Source organism: Nocardioides sp. TF02-7, assembly GCF_022437945.1.
In the GTDB taxonomy this organism is placed as follows: domain Bacteria; phylum Actinomycetota; class Actinomycetes; order Propionibacteriales; family Nocardioidaceae; genus Nocardioides.
On sequence record NZ_CP092535.1, the window covers coordinates 1061480 to 1079257 of the forward strand.

Genomic DNA, 17778 nt, shown 5'->3' on the forward strand with positions numbered 1-17778 from the left:
CGCTGGGACGCGCTCGCCGGCGCCCTCTCCGGCGGCCAGCAGAAGCAGGTGGAGTTCGCCCGCTCGCTGATGGTCAGCCCCCAGGTGGTGCTGCTCGACGAGCCGTCGATGGGCCTGGACCCCAAGGCGACCGCCACCGTGTTCGAGCAGGTGGTGCGGATGCGCGACGCCGGCACCGCCGTCCTGCTCGTCGAGCAGAACGCCCGCCGGGCGCTGGAGACCGCCGACCTCGGCTGCGTGCTCGACCTGGGCCGCGTCCACATCTCCGGCCCCGCGCCCGAGCTGCTGGCCGACCCGCAGCTCGCCGAGCTCTACCTCGGTGGCCGGCCCGCGACCAGCCCGACCCTCTGACCTACCCAGCCGACCGATCCAGCCGACCGATCCAGCCGGTCGACCAGCCCGCGACACGACGAGGACCCCATGCCCGACACCACGTACCGCATCCTGATGAACGGCGTCACCGGCCGGATGGGCTACCGACAGCACCTCCTCCGCTCGATCCTCGCGATCCGCGAGGACGGTGGGATCGTGCTCCCCGCCGGTGGCCGGCTGCAGGTCGAGCCGGTCCTGATCGGGCGGAACGCCGACAAGGTCGCCCGGCTCGCCGGGCAGCACGGCGTCAGCGACTGGACCACCGACCTCGACGAGGCACTGGCCGACGACCCCGCCCCCATCTACTTCGACGCCCAGGTCACCAGCGAGCGGAAGAAGGCGATCCTCAAGGCCGCCGCCGCCGGCAAGCACGTGTTCACGGAGAAGCCGATCGCGGAGTCGGTCGACGAGGGCCTCGAGCTGGTGGAGGCCGCCGAACGGCACGGCATCATCAACGGCGTCGTCCACGACAAGCTCTACCTGCCCGGCCTGATGAAGCTCAAGCGGCTGGTCGACGGTGGGTTCTTCGGCCGGATCCTCTCCGTGCGGGGAGAGTTCGGCTACTGGGTGTTCGAGGGCGACTACCTCCCCGCCCAGCGGCCGAGCTGGAACTACCGCGCCGAGGACGGCGGCGGGATGGTGCTCGACATGTTCTGCCACTGGAACTACGTGCTGGAGAACCTCTTCGGCCGGGTCGAGGCGGTCACCGCGAAGGCGGTCACCCACATCCCCGAGCGCTGGGACGAGGACGGCCGGAGGTACGACGCCACCGCCGACGACGCGGCGTACGCGATCTTCGAGCTCGAGGGCGGCGTGATTGCGCAGGTGAACTCCTCGTGGGCCGTGCGGGTCGAGCGGAAGGAGCTCGTGGAGTTCCAGGTCGACGGGACCCACGGCTCCGCCGTCGCCGGGCTGTTCGGCTGCCGGGTCCAGCCGCGGGAGCTGACGCCGATGCCGGTGTGGAACCCCGACGTGCCGACCAGCGAGGACTTCCGCGCACAGTGGGCCGAGGTTCCGGACAACCAGCAGTTCGGCAACGGCTTCCGCGCGCAGTGGGAGCAGTTCCTGCTCGACGTCCACCACGGGCGGCCACACCCCTACGACTTCGCCGCGGGCGTCCGGGGTCTCGAGCTCGTCGACGCCGGGTTGCGGTCCTCCGCCGAGGGCCGCCGCGTGGAGATGCCGGCCCGATGAGCGGACACGTCGAGGTCCCGCTGGCAGGCGGGGGCTGGGAGCGGGTCGAGCTGCGCGAGCCGCGGCGGTGGAAGGACCACCCCCGGCCGTACGCCCGCCGGGTCGCGTTCGCCGCCGCGCACGTCGTCGCCGACCCGCGCGGGGAGAACGTCCCGGGTGCACCGGCCGTCGTCGACTGGGGGTCGACGCTGGCGTTCCGCCGCGAGCTGTTCCGCTACGGATTCGGCGTCGCCGAGGCGATGGACACCGCCCAGCGCAACATGGGACTCGACTGGCCCGCCGTGCAGGAGCTGGTGCGCCGCAGCGCCGAGCAGGCCCGCGACTTCGGCGCCCGGATCGCCTCCGGCGCCGGCACCGACCACCGCGACCGGCTGACGACACCGGCCGAGGTGCGCGACGCCTACCTCGAGCAGGTCGGGTTCGTCGAGTCCACCGGTTCCCAGGTGATCCTCATGGCCTCGCGCCACCTCGCCGCCGTCGCGACCGGGCCCGACGACTACCTGGAGGTGTACGCCGACCTCCTGCGTCAGGTGCGCGAGCCGGTGATCCTCCACTGGCTCGGAGAGGTGTTCGACCCGCACCTGCGCGGCTACTGGGGCTCGGTCGACGTCGACGCGGCCACCGCCACGTTCCTCGACCTGGTGCGGGCGCACGCGGACAAGGTCGACGGGGTGAAGGTCTCGCTGCTGTCCGCCGAGCACGAGCTCGGACTCCGGGCGGCGCTGCCCCGGGGCGTCCGGCTCTACACCGGCGACGACTTCAACTACCCCGAGCTGATCCGCGGCGACGGCCGGCACCACTCCGACGCTCTCCTCGGGGCGTTCGCCGCGATCGCCCCCGCCGCCGCGGCGGCGCTCACGGCGCTCGACGACGACGACCTGGCGACGTACGACGCGGAGATGGCGCCGACCCTGCCGCTCTCGCGGCACGTCTTCGAGACACCCACCTGGCACTACAAGACCGGGATCGCATTCCTCTCGTGGCTGTGCGGGCACCAACCGGGCTTCACGATGGTCGGCGGCCTGCAGTCGGCCCGCAGCGTGGTGCACCTCGGGCGGCTGTTCGCGCTCGCCAACGACGCGCAGCTGCTGCCCGACCCGGAGCTCGCCGCCCACCGGCTGCGGCTCTGGCTCGAGGCGGCGGGAGCCGCCCGATGACCGACATCGACGTCCCGTCCGGGATCGCCGCACGGACGGAGACCCCCGCGCCCGGCGACCCACGGCTCGCCCGACTGTCGCTCAACCAGAAGACCGTCGACCGGTGGTCGCTGCAGGAGGCGGTCGACGCGTGCGTGCAGCACGGCGTGCCGGCGATCGGCGTCTGGCGCGAGCCGGTGGCCGCCGTGGGCCTCGCCACGGCGGTGCGGATGGTCGGGGACTCCGGCCTCCGCGTCTCGTCGCTGTGCCGGGGTGGCTTCTTCACCGCCGCCGACCCGGCCGAGCAGGACCGGGCACACGACGAGAACCGACGCGCGCTCGACGAGGCCGCCGCGCTCGGCGCTGCCTGCCTGGTGCTCGTGCCCGGCGGCCTCCCCGCAGCCGATCGCGACCTCCGCGGCGCCCGGGGCCGGGTGGGGGGATGCGGTCGAACGGCTCGTGCCACACGTCTCGACACCGGCGTCCGGCTCGCGATCGAGCCGATGCACCCGATCTTCGCCGCCGACCGCGGCGTCGTCTCGACGCTGGCCCAGGCGCTCGACATCGCCGAGCCGCTGCCGAGCGAGGCGGTCGGCGTCGCCGTCGACACCTTCCACGTGTGGTGGGAGCCCGGTGTCGAGGAGCAGATCGCCCGCGCGGCGGGCCGGATCGCCTCCTACCAGGTGTGCGAGTGGATCACGCCGCTCCCGCCCGACGCCCTGCTCTCCCGCGGGATGATGGGCGACGGACACATCGACTTCGGGCACCTCTCCCGCTGCGTCGCCGACGCCGGCTACCGCGGCGACGTCGAGGTCGAGATCTTCAACGCCGACGTGTGGGCGGCCGACGGGCACGCCGTCCTCGACACCCTCGCACGTCGCTACGTCGAGCTCGTGGAGCCGCACGTGTAGCTCCCCACCGCAGGCACCTGACTCGGAAGGAAGAAGCCATGCACCCGACCCGCTCGAGGATCGTCGGCGTCGTCGCCGGAGCCGGCCTGGCAGCCACGATGCTGACCGGCCCGCCACCGGCGACCGCCGGCCACGACCACGGACCACGCGTCGTCCGGGTTCACGCCGCACCCACGCCCCGGCACTGGGACCCGCTCATCGACGCCAAGTGGGCGTTCGAGCGCGGCCAGGTCGTCCTCACCGAGCCGGGCGAGGCGCCGCCCGGTCCGCGCCGGCCGTTCGAGTACGCGATCGTCACCAAGGGTCCCGAGCTCTCCTCGGTGCGGATCTCGGCGCAGGTGCGGATCGACGAGCCGGTCGAGGTCGACAACCGCGACGTCATCATCGTCTGGAACTACCGGTCGCCGACCCGCTTCTACTACGCCCACCTCTCGCAGGACAACACGATCTACCCGCACAACGGGATCTTCGTCGTCGACGACGCCGACCGCCGGCGGATCGACGACCAGTGGGACGGCGCCGTCGGCGCCCCACCCGCGATCGACGACACCGACTGGCACGACGTCCGCCTCGACTACGACGCGAGGACCGGCGCGATCGCCGTGCACGTCGACGGCGCGGACGAGCCGCTCATGACCGCCACCGACACCACGTTCTCCGGCGGCCGGGTCGGCTTCGGATCGTTCGACAACCACGGCCGCACCCGCCACTTCTCCGTCGTCGGCACCGCCCGGTGACCCCGCTCTTCCCCACCTCTCGGAAGTCTCGGAAAGGAAACCGTTCCATGCGCACCTCCCGCCAGTGGGTGGGTGCCGCGGCAGCAGCCGTGCTCGCCGTGACGCTCACCCTCTCGCGCCCTCGGCCACGGCCGACGGCGCCGACGACCCGATCACCGACCCCATCCCCGCCGAGATCGAGCAGTCCACCCTCGGGCTGGTGCTCGAGGAGCACGCCCAGCTGCCGGCGTCGGAGCCGAACGGCCCCTGGACCGACGCGCGGATCGGCGACCGCCACAACCGGATCAACTACATCGGCGAGGTGCCCGACGGCTCCGGGCGGCAGTACGTCCCCGACCTCAACGGACCGCTCTACCTGCTCGAGGACGGTGACCACACCGAGTACCTTGACGTGCGCGACCAGTTCCCGCACTTCTTCTCCTGGCGCGGCATGGGCTCCGGCTTCGGGTTCGTGGCCTTCCACCCGGAGTTCGAGGAGAACGGCAAGCTCTACACCGTCCACACCGATGCCGGCGACGCGCCGTTCGAGTCGACGTACCCCGCCCAGACGCCGTCGACCGTGCAGAGCGTGGTCACCGAGTGGACCGCCGACGACCCGTCGGCCGACACGTTCGCCGGCACCAAGCGCGAGCTGTTCCGGTTCGGGTTCCGGACCCAGATCCACGCCATCCAGCAGATCGACTTCAACCCGACCGCCGAGCCGGGCGACGAGGACTACGGCCTGCTCTACCTGGCCGTCGGCGACGGCGGCATCGGCGTCAGCAGCGACGTGCCGCAGGACCTCGCGACGCCCGCGGGCAAGATCCTGCGGATCGACCCGCTCGGCGACGACAGCCCCAACGGGCAGTACGGCATCCCGGAGTCGAACCCGTTCGTCGACGAGCCGGGCGCGCTCGGTGAGATCTACGCCGTCGGCATGCGCGACCCGCACCGGTTCAGCTGGGACGTGAAGGGCAGGAACCGGATGTTCCTCGGCCACATCGGCCAGCACGCGATCGAGGCGGTCTACGACGTCGACGCCGGCGACAACTTCGGTTGGCCGGTCATCGAGGGCCGGCTGGCGTACCGCAACGAGAACCAGTGCTACCTCTACCCGCTCACCGACGAGATGGCCGAGGCCGGGTACGACTACCCGGTCGCCTCCTACGACCACGACCCGCCGGCCAACTGGCCCTGCAACTCCGACTCCGGTCACGCCATCTCCGGTGGCCTGGTGCACCGCGGCGACCTGCGCGGGCTCAACGGCAAGTACGTCTTCGGCGACCTCGTCGAGGGCCGGGTGTTCTACACCGACGTCGCACGGATGCGGGACGAGGCGAGAAAGGAGGCGCCGATCCGCGAGCTCGCGCTCTACGACGCCGACGGCACCCGGATGCGGATGACCGACTTCGTCGGCGACGGCCGGGTCGACCTGCGGTTCGGCACCGACTCCGACCGCAACCTCTACCTGCTCGCCAAGGCCACCGGCACCATCTGGAAGGTCACCGGCACCCGCCGGGCACCGGTCCCGCAGGACGTCGAGCCCGGGCTGCGCGACGACCTGGTGGCGGCGTACGACTTCGAGCACCCGTTCGCGGCGAACGACGCCTACGAGGAGGACCAGGGCGGTTCCCGGACGCTGCTGCACCTGGTCAACGGAGGCGAGGACATGCGGGTCGACGACGGGGCCCACCCGGGCAGCAACAACGCCCTCCAGGTCCACAGCGCCGCCGAGTCCCCCACCGGCGAGCCGTGGAAGGCCGGCGTGTGGGACGAGGACGGAGCCTCGTCGCTGCGCGCCTTCAACGGCGCCGAGGGGATCACGGTGATGGGCTGGTTCAAGATGACCGGCAACAACCCCACCGCGGGCTACAACGCGATCGGACTGGCCGGGGTGCTCAGCGGCAACTCCGACGGGCACGGGGTCCGGGCGCTGCTGGAGCTGATCGAGGTCGACGGCGAGCTCCGGCTGGTCGCGCTCGGCCGCCGGATCGACACCGGCGCCTCGCAGACCTTCGCCGCCACGCGCGACTGGCAGGACCTGCTGCCCCAGGACGAGTGGGTCCACCTGGCCGCGACGTTCGACTACACGACGGGCCGGATGGCGCTCTACCGCAACGGCAAGCGGCTCGACGGGTCCTACACCAACGCCGGTGACCCCTGGCAGGTCGACGGCACCGGCACGTCGCCCACGGACCCGCGCGGCATCAAGATCGGCGGCTCGTTCCCTGCAGGACGGCTCCGAGCGCAACCCGTGCAACTGCCGGATGGACACGCTGATGTTCTTCGACACCGACCTCTCCGCGAGCGAGGTGAAGCGGCAGCACCGACGGCTCGTCCGCCGCTGACCAGGGTCCGCCCACGACGTTCCGGCGCGGGAGACCGCGCCGGAACGTCGGCTCATTTCCAGGGGACCGCTGCTGGTCACAAGATGATCACCGGACGGCGCGTGGTCTGGCCGATCTGTCTAGTCGGGTCTAACGTCGCGGCATGCAGGAGACCACCGACGCTCCCCTGGTGCGCCTGAGCGGCGTGCAGAAGTGGTACGGCGAGCTGCACGTGCTGCGGGACATCGACCTCTCGATCGCCCGGGGCGAGGTGGTGGTCGTGATCGGCCCCTCGGGTGCCGGCAAGTCGACGTTGTGCCGGGCGATCAACCGGCTCGAGACCATCGACGAGGGCGAGATCTCGATCGACGGCCAGCCGCTGCCCCAGGAGGGCAAGGCCCTGGCCCGGCTGCGCGCCGACGTCGGCATGGTGTTCCAGAGCTTCAACCTGTTCGCGCACAAGACCGTGCTCGAGAACGTGACGCTCGGGCCGACCAAGGTGCGCAAGCAGTCGAAGGCCGACGCGCAGGCGCGCGCCAAGGAGCTGCTCGACCGGGTGGGGGTCGGCCACCAGGCCGCGAAGTACCCCGCCCAGCTCTCCGGCGGCCAGCAGCAGCGGGTGGCGATCGCCCGCGCGCTGGCGATGGAGCCGAAGGTGATGCTCTTCGACGAGCCCACCTCCGCGCTCGACCCGGAGATGATCAAGGAGGTGCTCGACGTGATGGTCGACCTCGCCGAGCGCGGGATGACCATGGTCGTCGTCACCCACGAGATGGGCTTCGCCCGGACCGCCGCCAACCGGGTGGTCTTCATGGCCGACGGCGCGGTCGTCGAGGAGGCCGACCCGGAGACGTTCTTCACCAATCCGCAGAGCGATCGCGCCAAGGACTTCCTCGGCAAGATCCTCAAACACTAGGAGGAGTTGGGTTATGCGCAGAATGAGGCTCGGGGCGTTCGCATCGACGGTGCTCCTTGCGGCGACGCTCGCAGCGTGCGGCGACGCCGGCGACGACGAGGGCGGCGACGGCGGCGGCACGCAGGTCGAGGCGGAGTCCGACTGCGACGACAAGTTCGAGCAAGGCACCCGGATGGCGGAGCTGGCCGAGGCCGGCACGATCAACGTCGGCGTCCGGTTCGACCAGCCCGGACTCGGGTTCAAGGGCGCCACCGACGACCTCCCGTCCGGGTTCGACGTCGAGATGGCCAAGCTGCTCGTGGCCGACCTCTGCATCGACCCGAACGACACGGGCGCGGTGAACTACGAGGAGACGATCTCCGACAACCGCGAGCCGTACCTCCAGAGCGGGCGCGTCGACATCGTGGCCGCGTCGTACTCGATCACCGACGAACGCCGTCAGGTCGTCGGCCAGGCCGGGCCGTACTTCATCACCGGCCAGCAGGTGCTGGTCCCGACCGACAGCGACGTGGAGTCGATCGACGACCTGCAGGGCCAGGAGGTCTGCTCGGCGTCCGGGTCGACGTCGCTCGAGAACGTCACCAAGGCCGGCGCCGTCGGCGTGCCCGCCGACACCTACAGCATCTGCGCCGAGCAGGTGGCCGACGGCTCGGTGCCGGCGATGTCCACCGACGGCTCGATCCTCCTCGGTCTCGCAGCGCAGTACGACGGCGAGCTCAAGGTGGTCGGTCCGGAGTTCTCCGAGGAGCGGATCGGCATCGGGTACGGCAAGGAGTACCCGGAGATGTGCGAGTGGATCACCGGCGTCCTCCAGGAGGCCATGGACGACGGCACGTGGGCCGAGGCCTTCGAGACCACGCTCGGCGACTCCGGGGCGGAGACGCCCGAGCCGCCGTCGATGGACTCCTGCAGCTGACCCCCGACCGCGTCGGCCGGGGCGGCCCCAGCGCTGCCCCGGCCGACGCGGCGCACCGACCCGACCCGAGAGGAGCTCCCGCGTGGACGTCGTCGTCGACAACTACCAGTTCATCGGCATCGGCTTCGCCGCCACGGTCCTGCTGTTCCTGATCTCCGGGATCGGTGCGCTGCTGCTCGGCACGCTGCTGGTCGCGATGCGCGTGGGCCCGATCGCCGTCATGCGGCGGGCGGCGGCGACGTACGTGACCCTGGTGCGCAACACACCGCTGCTCCTGATCCTGGTGTTCTTCTCGCTCGCGGCGCCGAAGATCGGCATCAACTTCCAGTTCGTGAAGATCGTCATCTCCACCGGCTGGGGCGACATCCGGATGACCAACGCGTTCGCCGGCGCAACCGTGGGACTCATCCTCTACACCGCCTCGTTCGTGTGCGAGTCGCTGCGGTCCGGGGTCAACGCGGTGCCCGTCGGCCAGGCCGAGGCGGCCCGGGCCATCGGGCTGCCGTTCGGAGGCGTGCTGAGCAACGTCGTCCTCCCCCAGGCGCTGCGCGCGGCCCTCCCGCCGCTGGCCAGCACGCTGATCGCACTGCTGAAGAACACGACGGTCGCGGCGAGCGTCCTCGTGCTGGAGTCGGCCTACGCCCTCAAGCAGATCCTCGACAAGACACCGGGAACCGTCGAGAAGCTGTGGCCGATCGGCGTCTTCATCCTCGTGTTCGTGATCCTGGTCGAGCTGCTGTCGTTCGCCAGCGGCCGGCTCGAGCGCCGGTGGAGGGTCGCGCGATGAGCCAGAGCGTCCTGTTCGACGCACCCGGGCCCAGGACGGTCCGGCGCCACCGCCTCTACACCGTCCTCACCGTTCTCGCCCTCCTCGCGCTCGTCGCGTTCGCCGGCTACCGGCTCGACCAGGAGGGTCAGTTCGAGGGCGACAAGTGGGAGGTCTTCGTCACGCCGTCCTACGTCGAGTTCATCCTCGTCGACGGCCTGCTCGAGACCCTCAAGATGGCCGTTGGCGGCATCGTCGGCGCGATGGTGCTCGGGGTGGTCCTCGGCGTCGGCAAGCTCTCCGACCACGCCCTGGTCCGGGTGCCTTGCTGGGCGGTGGTGGAGCTGTTCCGCGCCATCCCGGTGCTGATGCTGATGATCGTCCTCTTCTTCCTCTGGGGCATCTACCACGGGTCGGCGGGACCGTTCTGGTGCGTGGTCGCGGCGCTGACCCTCTACAACGGGGCGGTGCTCGCCGAGGTGTTCCGCGCCGGCATCCTCGCGGTGCCGGCAGGCCAGGCCGAGGCCGCCTACGGCATCGGCATGCGCAAGAGCCAGGTGATGTCGGTCGTCCTGCTGCCGCAGGCAGTGAAGATCATGATCCCGGCGATCATCAGCCAGTGCGTCGTCACGTTGAAGGACACCAGCCTGGGCTATGCGATCGCCGCACCCGGACTCACCGCGGTGGCGCGCCCGATCTACCTCGAGTTCCAGAACCACGTGCCGGTCTACGTGGTGATCGCGGGAATCTACGTCGCGGCCAACCTGCTGCTCACCGTCGTCGCGACGTTCGCGCAGAAGCGCTTCGTCGGCGAGAAGAAGGTGCTGGACGTGCCGATGGTCGGCGAGGCCCAGGCGACCGAGAAGGCCTGATCCAGCCCCGGTCAGCCCGCCGACACCGCGCGCGCCTCGGCAAACCTGCGGCCGGTGCGGGTGATCCGCAGCATCATCGCCGCGGACGGCACGACCGAGCCGGTGACGTAGGTCGACAGGCGGGAGGCCGAGGTCCCGACGGCGGACGCGAACGCGCGCTGGCTGAGCCCGGACTCGGCTACCAGCTTGCGGATCTCGCGCGCCACCGCGCGCCGCTCCGCCTGCTCGGCGTCGGCCCGGCACAGCTCGGCCACGAGCGCCGCACCGGCGCCGAAGTGCGGCTTCCCTGCCCGGTCGGCGAGCTCACGGAGGTGCTTGGGATAGGGCCCCCACGGGTGTGCGGCGATCGCGGCGACGTGGGCGCGCCACACCGCGGCGTTGCCGTGCTCGTGGAGGTCGTGCATCTCCTCGACCGACGCGATCGGCCGCACGTCCGGCAGCGGCTCGGCCGGCAGGCCGGCGAGCAGCAGGTGCACGACACCCGCGCCGCAGGTCGAGACCACGTCCGCGGTCGTCGAGATGCCGACGGCGTCGACCAGCGCGGACTCCACGCGGAACGCGCCACCGAGCCGGCGTACGACGGCCGTGGTCATCGGCAGCCCCTGGCCGTCGCCGGCCAGGTCGAGCGCCTCCTGCTGCCGCCGCGCGACCTCGGCATGACCGGCCGCCTTGGCCAGCTCGTGGTAGACGAGCAGGTCGGCCGGGTCGTCGAGCGTCGCCAGCGCGAGCAGGTTGGCGACCACCGCGCTGCGGAAGCCCGCGGGCCGGCCGTCGAGCTGCGCCGCGAGCCGGCGCCACACCACCGCCTCCGGCCCGCGTGGCACGCGGTCGGCGCGCGCGAGTACGTCAGTGATGATCCGGTCGGCGTCCTGGAGCCGGACGACCGACGTCATGGCATGCATCAGCGAGATCCCCCATTTCGCTGCTGAAGCTTCCCCCTGGGCGGCACCGCCCGACAACACACCCCCAAATTGCGCGCTGCCGCGCGGTGCCCAACTGCTAACGAGCGACCCGTCCCCGGGTCACCCGGTCGCCCGAAACCTTTACCTTCCTCGCGGACGGAGGCCGGGCAGCGGCCATCCTAGCCAGTCACCGGCCCGGCCGGGCGGTGACCCACAGCGTGATGACCCCCTCGACGACGACCGTGCCGTCGTCGCGGACCCCCCGGACCCGGACCGGGAGGTCGCCGTCGGCGGCGTCCCACTGCTCCTGGTCGGTCTCCGCGATGCAGGTGATGTCGCTGGTGGCCTTGGCCGTGTAGGCGACTTCCATCCCCTTCGGGATCCACCGCTTGTCGCTGGGAATGGTCGCCTCGGCGAGCGCGCCCATCGCCATCTCCAGGCCGTTGCAGAGCGCGATCGCGTGGACGGTGCCGATGTGGTTGTGCACGCTGCGCCGCTTGGGGATCACCAGCTCGGCGCGGTTGGGCCGGAGCTCGGTCATCCGCGGGTGGATGGAGGCGAAGTACGGCGCCTTGCGGGTGAAGGCGAAGGAGAAGACCCGCTGGCCGACCGGGCGGCCGATCACCGGTGCCCGCGTGAGGGTCGTCCAGAGGCTGAGGAGGTTGGTCACGAGCCGACATTACTGGCGGGTAACCACCGGCGGCAACCCGCCCTTCCTCTGCGGAAGCGCGTGTCGATGCGGGCCGCCGGCGGCGGAATCCGTCGTCGCAGGCGAGCCTGACGACCGGGTCCGTCGGCCGTGATCGGCAACACGCTGTCTCGATTACCGAATGTGAAACCCAAATGCCACGGACCGGTTGGCTGTCGTCGCGGCCCCCGTTAGCGTCGTCGCAGCAACCACGGGGACATCCGGTTTTTGCTTGGCGTCCGACTCCGGTCCAACCGACGGTCGGGCGTTGGCAGGCGAGCACCGGTGCGGCTCCAACGTAGTTCCCGGGGCGGCGTCGCGCGCAGCGCAGCGTGCAACCTCGGCCTCCGATGCTCCCGGAGGCCGGTGCCAAACGAATCGTGGGGGATCCGTCAGCATGCAGGGATGTGCGACCGGTGCGTGTCCGGCGGCGCGCCGCGGCCTGTCCGTCGAGAGGCCGCGGCCGGCCGCCCCGGCGCACCGGCACCTCGGTCGTCACCTCGCTCGACGCACAGCCCGACCGGCCACCGCTCGCGTCCACCTTCACCGTGACCCCGCGCCCCGGACCGTCACCCGACCAGGAACCTGACCCAGCCTTTCCACACCACCGGGTCTCCCTCATTCGGGTCGAGTGACGCAGAGAGCGCCCGTGACCGCTTGCCCCGCGGTCACGGGCGCTCGGCGTCCCCCGGCACTGGCGCCGGCGCGGGCGTCATCACCTCGACCCGGTTGCCGGCGCCGTCGACGGTGTGGAACCGCTCGAAGCCGGTGAACGACCGGCGCTCGCGCCAGTCGACGGCGAACCCCGCGGCCTCCAGCCGGGCCGCGGTCGCCTCGAGCTCGGCGACCGATTCGAGCACCAGCGCGGGGTGGGCCTTGCGAGCCGGGGCGAACGGCTCCTCGACGCCGACGTGGATCTCGGCGGTGACCGCGCCGCCGCCGTCGTACGCCCGGAACCAGGCGCCGCCCCGGCCGGCGAGCTCCGGCGGCTTCGACACCTCGGCCAGACCGAGCCCGTCGGCGTAGAACCGGCGCGCCCGGCCCTCGCCGCCGGGCGGGCAGGCGACCTGCACGTGGTGGAGCCTCACGCGGCACCTCCCACCCGGGCGACGGCGAACACCCGCCGGAACGGCAGCACGACGCCGTGGCCGTCGTCGGGGTAGGCCGCCCGCAGCCGGCGCCGGAGCTCGTCCTCGAACGCCGGCCGCAGGTCGGCGGGAAGCGCCTGGAGGGTGGGGCGGGCACCGGTGCCGGACACCCAGGTGAAGACCGGGTCGGGGCCGTGGAGGACGTGGAGGTACGTCGTCTCCCACGCGTCGACCTCGCACCCCAGGCCTTGGAGCGCGCGCAGGTAGGTCGCGGCGTCGTGGGACGAGGGCGCGGCGGCGCCGGCCGTGTGCGCGGCGTACGGCTCCTCGGCGGCGAGCCCCGCGCGGATCGTGTGGCTCGGCTCGTCGAAGTTGCCGGGCACCTGGAACGCGAGCCAGCCGCCCGGGCGCACCAGGCCCACCAGCCGGCCGAGGAGCTCGAGGTGGTCGGGCAGCCACTGCAGGGTGGCGTTGGAGACGAGCACGTCGACCGGGTCCGCCGGCGCCCAGTCGCGCAGGTCGCCCTCGACGAAGGAGACGCCCGGCACGTCGCGCCGGGCCCGCTCGAGCATCTCCGGGCTGCTGTCGACGCCCGCCACCTCCGCGCCCGGCCAGCGCTCGGCGAGCAGCGCCGTCAGGTTGCCGGGGCCGCAGCCGAGGTCGACGACCGTGGCCGGTGCGGTGGCGGCGACCCGGCCGAGGAGCTCGACGAACGGGCGGCCGCGGTGGTCGGCGAAGGCGAGGTAGCGGTCGGGGTCCCAGGTGTGGGGTCGGGTCATGGGAGGTTCCCTTCGGCGAGGAACTCGAGCACGCGGTCGGCGACGACGTCGGGCCGCTCGAGTTGGAGGAAGTGGCCGGCGTCGGCGACGACCGCGGCCCGGCTGCCGGCCGGCAGCCGGGCCGACAGCGCCGACAACCGAGCCGTCCAGGCGGGGGCGAGGCATCCGTCGTCGGAGCCCTGCAGGTAGAGCAGCGGGACCCGCGGCTCGGCGAGCCAGACCCGGGCGAGGTCGCGGTAGCGGGACGGCAGCTGCCACGGGCGGGCCTGGGCGCGGTAGTAGCCGATCGCCGCGGCCCGGCGCTCGCGGGTCGGCAGCGCAGCGGCGAGGTGCTCGAGGTCGGCGGTGGCGTCGTACGCCGGCGACCATCGCCGCCACAGGTGGGCGGCCAGGCGCTCGAACGACCGCTCCGGCAGGGCGGGGAGCTGGTTGAAGGCGACGTACCAGCTCAGCGCGGCCTGGCGCGGCAGGATCCGCGCCCACCGGGACACGTCGGCGGCGGCGGGACGCAGCGCCGGGACCGGCGGGACCGCCATCGACACCACGCGCGCGAACGGGCCGTCGGGCAGCGCCGCCAGGCCGTTGGCGGTGATGGCGCCCCAGTCGTGGCCCACGACGACCGAGCGACCGTCGCCGCCGAGCGCGGCGTGCAGCTCCAGGACGTCGCGCATCAGCGCCGGGACGTGGTAGCTGCCGTCGGCGGGGAGGCCGCTGGGCGCGTAGCCGCGGGTGAACGGCGCGACCACCCGGAAGCCGGCGCCGGCGAGGGCCGGGCCGAGATGGCGCCAGGTGTGGGCGGTGTCGGGGAAGCCGTGGAGCAGGACGGCGAGCGGCCGGTCGCGGTCGTCGACCGGGCCCCACGTCAGGGCAGCGAGGCGCAGCTGCTCGAGGTCGGCGGCCAGCGTCTTCACGTGGCCGACCCTACGCCGTCATATCTTGATGTCAAGATTCTCGATGGTCCGGTAGCCTGGAGGCATGGCGAGGGACGAGGTCGACGACCTGCTCGACGCGTGGGCGCGCGAGCGGGGCGACCTCGACCTCGGCCCGGTGTCGGTGTTCAGCCGGATCTCGCGGCTCGGCCACCACGTCGACCGGGCCCGTCGCCAGGCGTTCACCGCCCACGAGATCGAGCCGTGGGAGTTCGACGTCCTCGCCGCGCTGCGCCGCGCCGGGTCGCCGTACGAGCTGTCGCCGGGGCGGCTGCTCCGCGAGACCCCTGGTGACCAGCGGCACGATGACCAACCGGGTCGACCGGCTCACCGCCCGCGGCCTGGTCGAGCGGCACCCGGACCCCTCCGACCGCCGCGGCGTGCTGGTGCGGCTCACGCCCGAGGGCAAGGCGGCCGTCGACGGCGCGTTCAGCGCGCTGCTCGAGGCAGAGCGCGAGCTGCTCGCCGACCTCTCCCCCGACGACCAGGCGACGCTCGCCGCGCTGCTGCGCCGCCTGCTGCTGCCGTTCGCCGCGACCGGGTAGCGGAGTCAGACGACCAGGACGTCGGGCATCCGCAGCGACGCCCACCGCTCGAGGTCGGGCGGCGCGCCGGTGAGCTCGGCGACGAGCACCGTCCAGGCCGTGCCGTGGCCGACCAGCACCAGGTCGTCGGCGGGGTGCTCGGCGAGCAAGGCGCGGACGGTGCCGGCGACGCGGTCGCGGCAGGCCGCCAACGGCTCCCAGCCGTCGTACGCCGGCTCCTCCGGCCGCGCGAACGCCCGGCGTACCGTGCCGGCGAAGTCGTCGATCCGGTCGGCGGTGTCGCGGACGTGCTCGCGCAGCCCCGGGACGACGCCGACCTCGCCCTCGGTGAGCAGCTGGGCGGTCTGCACGGCCTTCGGCTCCGGTGAGGTGAACCACCGCGCGGCGGCCGGCAGCCGGCCGGACGTCCGCAGCGCCCAGACGTCGTCGTAGCCGGCGGGGTCGAGGTCCCACTCCGCCGGGCGCCTGGCCGGGTCGGTGAGCGGGCGACCGTGCCGCACCAGGTGCAGCGTCACTCCAGCACCTCGGCCGCCTCGAGCCACTCGAGCTCGGCCGCCTCCTTCTCCTCCAGCAGCGCCGTCATCTCCGCCGCGAGCCCGGTGAGCCGCTCGGGGTCGGTCGCGTGCTCGGCGATCGCCGCCGCGAGCTCGGCCTCCCGGGCCGCCAGCCGCTCCAGCTGCTTGTCGATCCGGGCCAGCGCCTTGCGCGCCGCCCGCTCCTCCGCCGACCCCGCCCGCGCCCTCGGCTGCGGCTGCTCCTGTGGTCGCGGCTCGTGTTGATTCGGGTGTCGTGGTGTGTCGAATCGGGCCTCGTGGTCGGTCGAGTCCGGTGTCGTGGCGGCCGGCTCGCGCCACGACACCCGACTCGACGCGCCACGACTCCCGATTCGGCCCGCCACGACACCCGATTCGACATCTCGGGTGCGGCGCTCGAGGTACTCGTCGACACCACGGGGGAGCATCGAGATCTGGCCGTCGCCGAGGAGGGCCCAGACGGAGTCGGTGACCCGCTCGAGGAAGTAGCGGTCGTGGGAGACGACGACGAGGGTGCCGGGCCAGCCGTCGAGGAAGTCCTCGAGCACGTTGAGGGTCTCGATGTCGAGGTCGTTGGTCGGCTCGTCGAGGAGCAGCACGTTGGGCTCGGTCAGCAGCAGCCGCAGCAGCTGGAACCGCCGCCGCTCCCCACCGGACAGGTCGCCGAGGCGCGCGGTGAGCTTGTCGCCGGTGAAGCCGAATCGCTCCAGCAGCGCGGTCGCGCTCACCTCACCGTCGAGGGTCTTGGTGACCCGGCGGATCGACTCGACAGTCGCCAGCACCCGCGCCTCGGGGTCGTCGACGTCCACCTGCTGCGACAGGTGCCGCAGGACGACCGTGCGCCCGTGCCGCACCTTCCCCTTCTCGGGCGCGAGCTCGCCGGCGAGCAGCGAGAGCACACTGGTCTTGCCGGCTCCGTTGACCCCGACGATGCCCACCCGGTCCCCCGGGCCGAGCCGCCAGGTCGCGTGGGAGAGCAGCTGCCGCTCGCCGCGACTGAGGTCGACGTCCTCGACGTCGATCACGTCCTTGCCGAGCCGCTGGGTCGCGAACCGCTGCAGCTCCAGCCGGTCGCGCGGCGGCGGCACGTCCTCGATCAACGCGTTGGCGGCGTCGATGCGGAACTTCGGCTTCGACGTGCGCGCCGGTGCGCCGCGGCGCAGCCACGCGAGCTCCTTGCGGACCAGGTTCTGCCGGCGTACCTCCGAGGCCGCCGCCTGCCGCTGGCGCTCGGCCTTGGCGAGCACGAACGCGGCGTACCCGCCCTCGTAGGCGTCGACCCCGCCGTCGTGGACCTCCCACGTCTGCTGGCAGACGGCGTCGAGGAACCACCGGTCGTGGGTGACCACCACCAGCGCCGACGGCCGGGCGGCGAGGTGGGCCGCCAGCCAGGCCACCGCCTCGACGTCGAGGTGGTTGGTCGGCTCGTCGAGGACGACCAGGTCGTGGTCGCCGATCAGCAGCCCGGCGAGCGCGCAGCGGCGCCGCTCACCGCCGGACAGCCCGGCGACGGCGCGGTCGAGCTCGACGCCCGCGAGCAGCACCGTGACCACCTCGCGCAGCCGCGCATCCGCCGCCCACTCGTGGTCCGACCGCCCGCCGAGCACCACCTCGCGCACGGTGTGGTCGTCGCGGAAGTCGTCGGCCTGGCGCAGGTAGCCGACCAGCAGCCCGCGCTGCCGGGAGACCCGACCGGAGTCGGGCTCCTCCTCCCCCGTCATCACCCGCAGCAGCGTGGTCTTGCCGTCGCCGTTGCGGCCGACGATGCCGATCCGCTGGCCCGCGCCGACGCCGAGCGAGACGTCGTCGAGCAGCGGGCGGACGCCGTAGGACTTGGAGACCCGCTCCAGGTTGAGGAGGTTCTGGCTACTCATAGCGCACCACGTGCGCCCCGGCGACCGGTCCGTGCACCACCGCGACCGCGTCGTGCCCGCGCTCGCGCAGCTCGTGGGCGATCGTGCGGGCGTGGTCGGCGTCGCGGGCCAGCCCCAGCACCGTCGGCCCCGAGCCCGAGAGCACGGTCACCAGCGCGCCGCACTCCAGGCCGCGCTCGCAGATCCGCTCCAGGTCGGGCCGCAGGTCGAACGCCGCCGGCTCGAGGTCGTTGTAGACGTAGACGGCCAGCCGGTCGGGGTCGCCCTCGACGAGGGCGTCGCGGAGCCCGGGCCGGATCGTGTGGTCGTGGTCG

19 protein-coding genes are annotated in these 17778 nt (G+C 72.6%); 11 read left to right on the plus strand and 8 right to left on the minus strand.

Annotated features, from left to right (window positions below):
• The first annotated feature begins 48 nt into the window (after positions 1 to 48).
• The 10 genes from MF408_RS05385 (at position 49) to MF408_RS05430 (ending at position 10126) form a co-directional block, all read left to right on the plus strand.
• Positions 49 to 351 carry a hypothetical protein gene (locus MF408_RS05385; protein WP_240250555.1) on the plus strand — a complete coding sequence of 101 codons (303 nt, stop codon included), beginning with the start codon at positions 49 to 51 and terminating at the stop codon, positions 349 to 351.
• Positions 352 to 420: 69 nt separating this feature from the next.
• Complete coding sequence (locus MF408_RS05390; RefSeq protein WP_240250556.1) at positions 421 to 1566, plus strand: Gfo/Idh/MocA family oxidoreductase; 1146 nt, start codon at positions 421 to 423, stop codon at positions 1564 to 1566.
• Entirely contained in the window at positions 1563 to 2723 is a 1161-nt protein-coding gene (locus MF408_RS05395) for a dihydrodipicolinate synthase family protein (protein ID WP_240250557.1), read from the plus strand. The genes MF408_RS05390 and MF408_RS05395 overlap by 4 nt, the downstream gene beginning before the upstream one ends.
• Complete coding sequence (locus MF408_RS05400; RefSeq protein WP_240250558.1) at positions 2720 to 3613, plus strand: sugar phosphate isomerase/epimerase family protein; 894 nt, start codon at positions 2720 to 2722, stop codon at positions 3611 to 3613. Before MF408_RS05395 ends, MF408_RS05400 begins: the two co-directional genes overlap by 4 nt.
• 38 nt (positions 3614 to 3651) lie before the next feature.
• Positions 3652 to 4350, plus strand: a complete 699-nt coding sequence (locus MF408_RS05405; RefSeq protein WP_240250559.1) for a hypothetical protein — start codon at positions 3652 to 3654, stop codon at positions 4348 to 4350.
• Positions 4351 to 4414: 64 nt separating this feature from the next.
• Entirely contained in the window at positions 4415 to 6856 is a 2442-nt protein-coding gene (locus MF408_RS05410; protein ID WP_240250560.1) for a PQQ-dependent sugar dehydrogenase, read from the plus strand.
• Positions 6844 to 7572, plus strand: a complete 729-nt coding sequence (locus tag MF408_RS05415) for an amino acid ABC transporter ATP-binding protein (protein WP_240251678.1) — start codon at positions 6844 to 6846, stop codon at positions 7570 to 7572. Before MF408_RS05410 ends, MF408_RS05415 begins: the two co-directional genes overlap by 13 nt.
• A gap of 13 nt (positions 7573 to 7585) precedes the next feature.
• The gene (locus tag MF408_RS05420; RefSeq protein ID WP_240250561.1) at positions 7586 to 8488 is read left to right on the plus strand and encodes a glutamate ABC transporter substrate-binding protein; all 903 of its coding nucleotides are present in this window, start codon (positions 7586 to 7588) and stop codon (positions 8486 to 8488) included.
• Between the two features lie 82 nt (positions 8489 to 8570).
• The gene (locus MF408_RS05425; RefSeq protein ID WP_240250562.1) at positions 8571 to 9275 is read left to right on the plus strand and encodes an amino acid ABC transporter permease; all 705 of its coding nucleotides are present in this window, start codon (positions 8571 to 8573) and stop codon (positions 9273 to 9275) included.
• Positions 9272 to 10126, plus strand: a complete 855-nt coding sequence (locus MF408_RS05430) for an amino acid ABC transporter permease (protein WP_240250563.1) — start codon at positions 9272 to 9274, stop codon at positions 10124 to 10126. The genes MF408_RS05425 and MF408_RS05430 overlap by 4 nt, the downstream gene beginning before the upstream one ends.
• An 11-nt stretch (positions 10127 to 10137) precedes the next feature.
• Here the strand turns inward: MF408_RS05430 and MF408_RS05435 are convergent, their stop codons facing one another.
• The 5 genes from MF408_RS05435 to MF408_RS05455 all read right to left on the minus strand — a co-directional run bounded on the left by MF408_RS05435 (position 10138) and on the right by MF408_RS05455 (position 14494).
• Positions 10138 to 11019: a helix-turn-helix transcriptional regulator gene (locus MF408_RS05435; RefSeq protein ID WP_240250564.1), complete on the minus strand. Its 882-nt coding sequence runs from the start codon at positions 11017 to 11019 to the stop codon at positions 10138 to 10140.
• Between the two features lie 196 nt (positions 11020 to 11215).
• Positions 11216 to 11698: a hotdog fold domain-containing protein gene (locus MF408_RS05440; protein WP_240250565.1), complete on the minus strand. Its 483-nt coding sequence runs from the start codon at positions 11696 to 11698 to the stop codon at positions 11216 to 11218.
• 686 nt (positions 11699 to 12384) lie between these two features.
• Positions 12385 to 12804 (minus strand): VOC family protein, encoded by a 420-nt coding sequence (locus MF408_RS05445; RefSeq protein WP_240250566.1) that lies wholly within the window; start codon positions 12802 to 12804, stop codon positions 12385 to 12387.
• Positions 12801 to 13583, minus strand: a complete 783-nt coding sequence (locus MF408_RS05450) for a trans-aconitate 2-methyltransferase (protein ID WP_240250567.1) — start codon at positions 13581 to 13583, stop codon at positions 12801 to 12803. Before MF408_RS05450 ends, MF408_RS05445 begins: the two co-directional genes overlap by 4 nt.
• Positions 13580 to 14494, minus strand: a complete 915-nt coding sequence (locus tag MF408_RS05455; protein ID WP_240250568.1) for an alpha/beta hydrolase — start codon at positions 14492 to 14494, stop codon at positions 13580 to 13582. Before MF408_RS05455 ends, MF408_RS05450 begins: the two co-directional genes overlap by 4 nt.
• 323 nt (positions 14495 to 14817) lie before the next feature.
• Between MF408_RS05455 and MF408_RS26605 the strand changes: the two genes are divergently transcribed.
• Complete coding sequence (locus MF408_RS26605) at positions 14818 to 15057, plus strand: winged helix DNA-binding protein (RefSeq protein WP_345893850.1); 240 nt, start codon at positions 14818 to 14820, stop codon at positions 15055 to 15057.
• A 5-nt stretch (positions 15058 to 15062) separates the two neighbouring features.
• On the opposite strand, the gene MF408_RS05465 is transcribed toward MF408_RS26605, so the two are convergent.
• The 3 genes from MF408_RS05465 to MF408_RS05475 are packed head-to-tail and all read right to left on the minus strand — an operon-like array spanning position 15063 to position 17762.
• Positions 15063 to 15572 (minus strand): histidine phosphatase family protein, encoded by a 510-nt coding sequence (locus MF408_RS05465; protein WP_240250569.1) that lies wholly within the window; start codon positions 15570 to 15572, stop codon positions 15063 to 15065.
• Positions 15569 to 17464 (minus strand): ABC-F family ATP-binding cassette domain-containing protein, encoded by a 1896-nt coding sequence (locus MF408_RS05470; RefSeq protein WP_240250570.1) that lies wholly within the window; start codon positions 17462 to 17464, stop codon positions 15569 to 15571. Before MF408_RS05470 ends, MF408_RS05465 begins: the two co-directional genes overlap by 4 nt.
• Positions 17457 to 17762 (minus strand): hypothetical protein, encoded by a 306-nt coding sequence (locus MF408_RS05475; protein ID WP_275693437.1) that lies wholly within the window; start codon positions 17760 to 17762, stop codon positions 17457 to 17459. The genes MF408_RS05470 and MF408_RS05475 overlap by 8 nt, the downstream gene beginning before the upstream one ends.
• Positions 17763 to 17778: the final 16 nt, after the last annotated feature.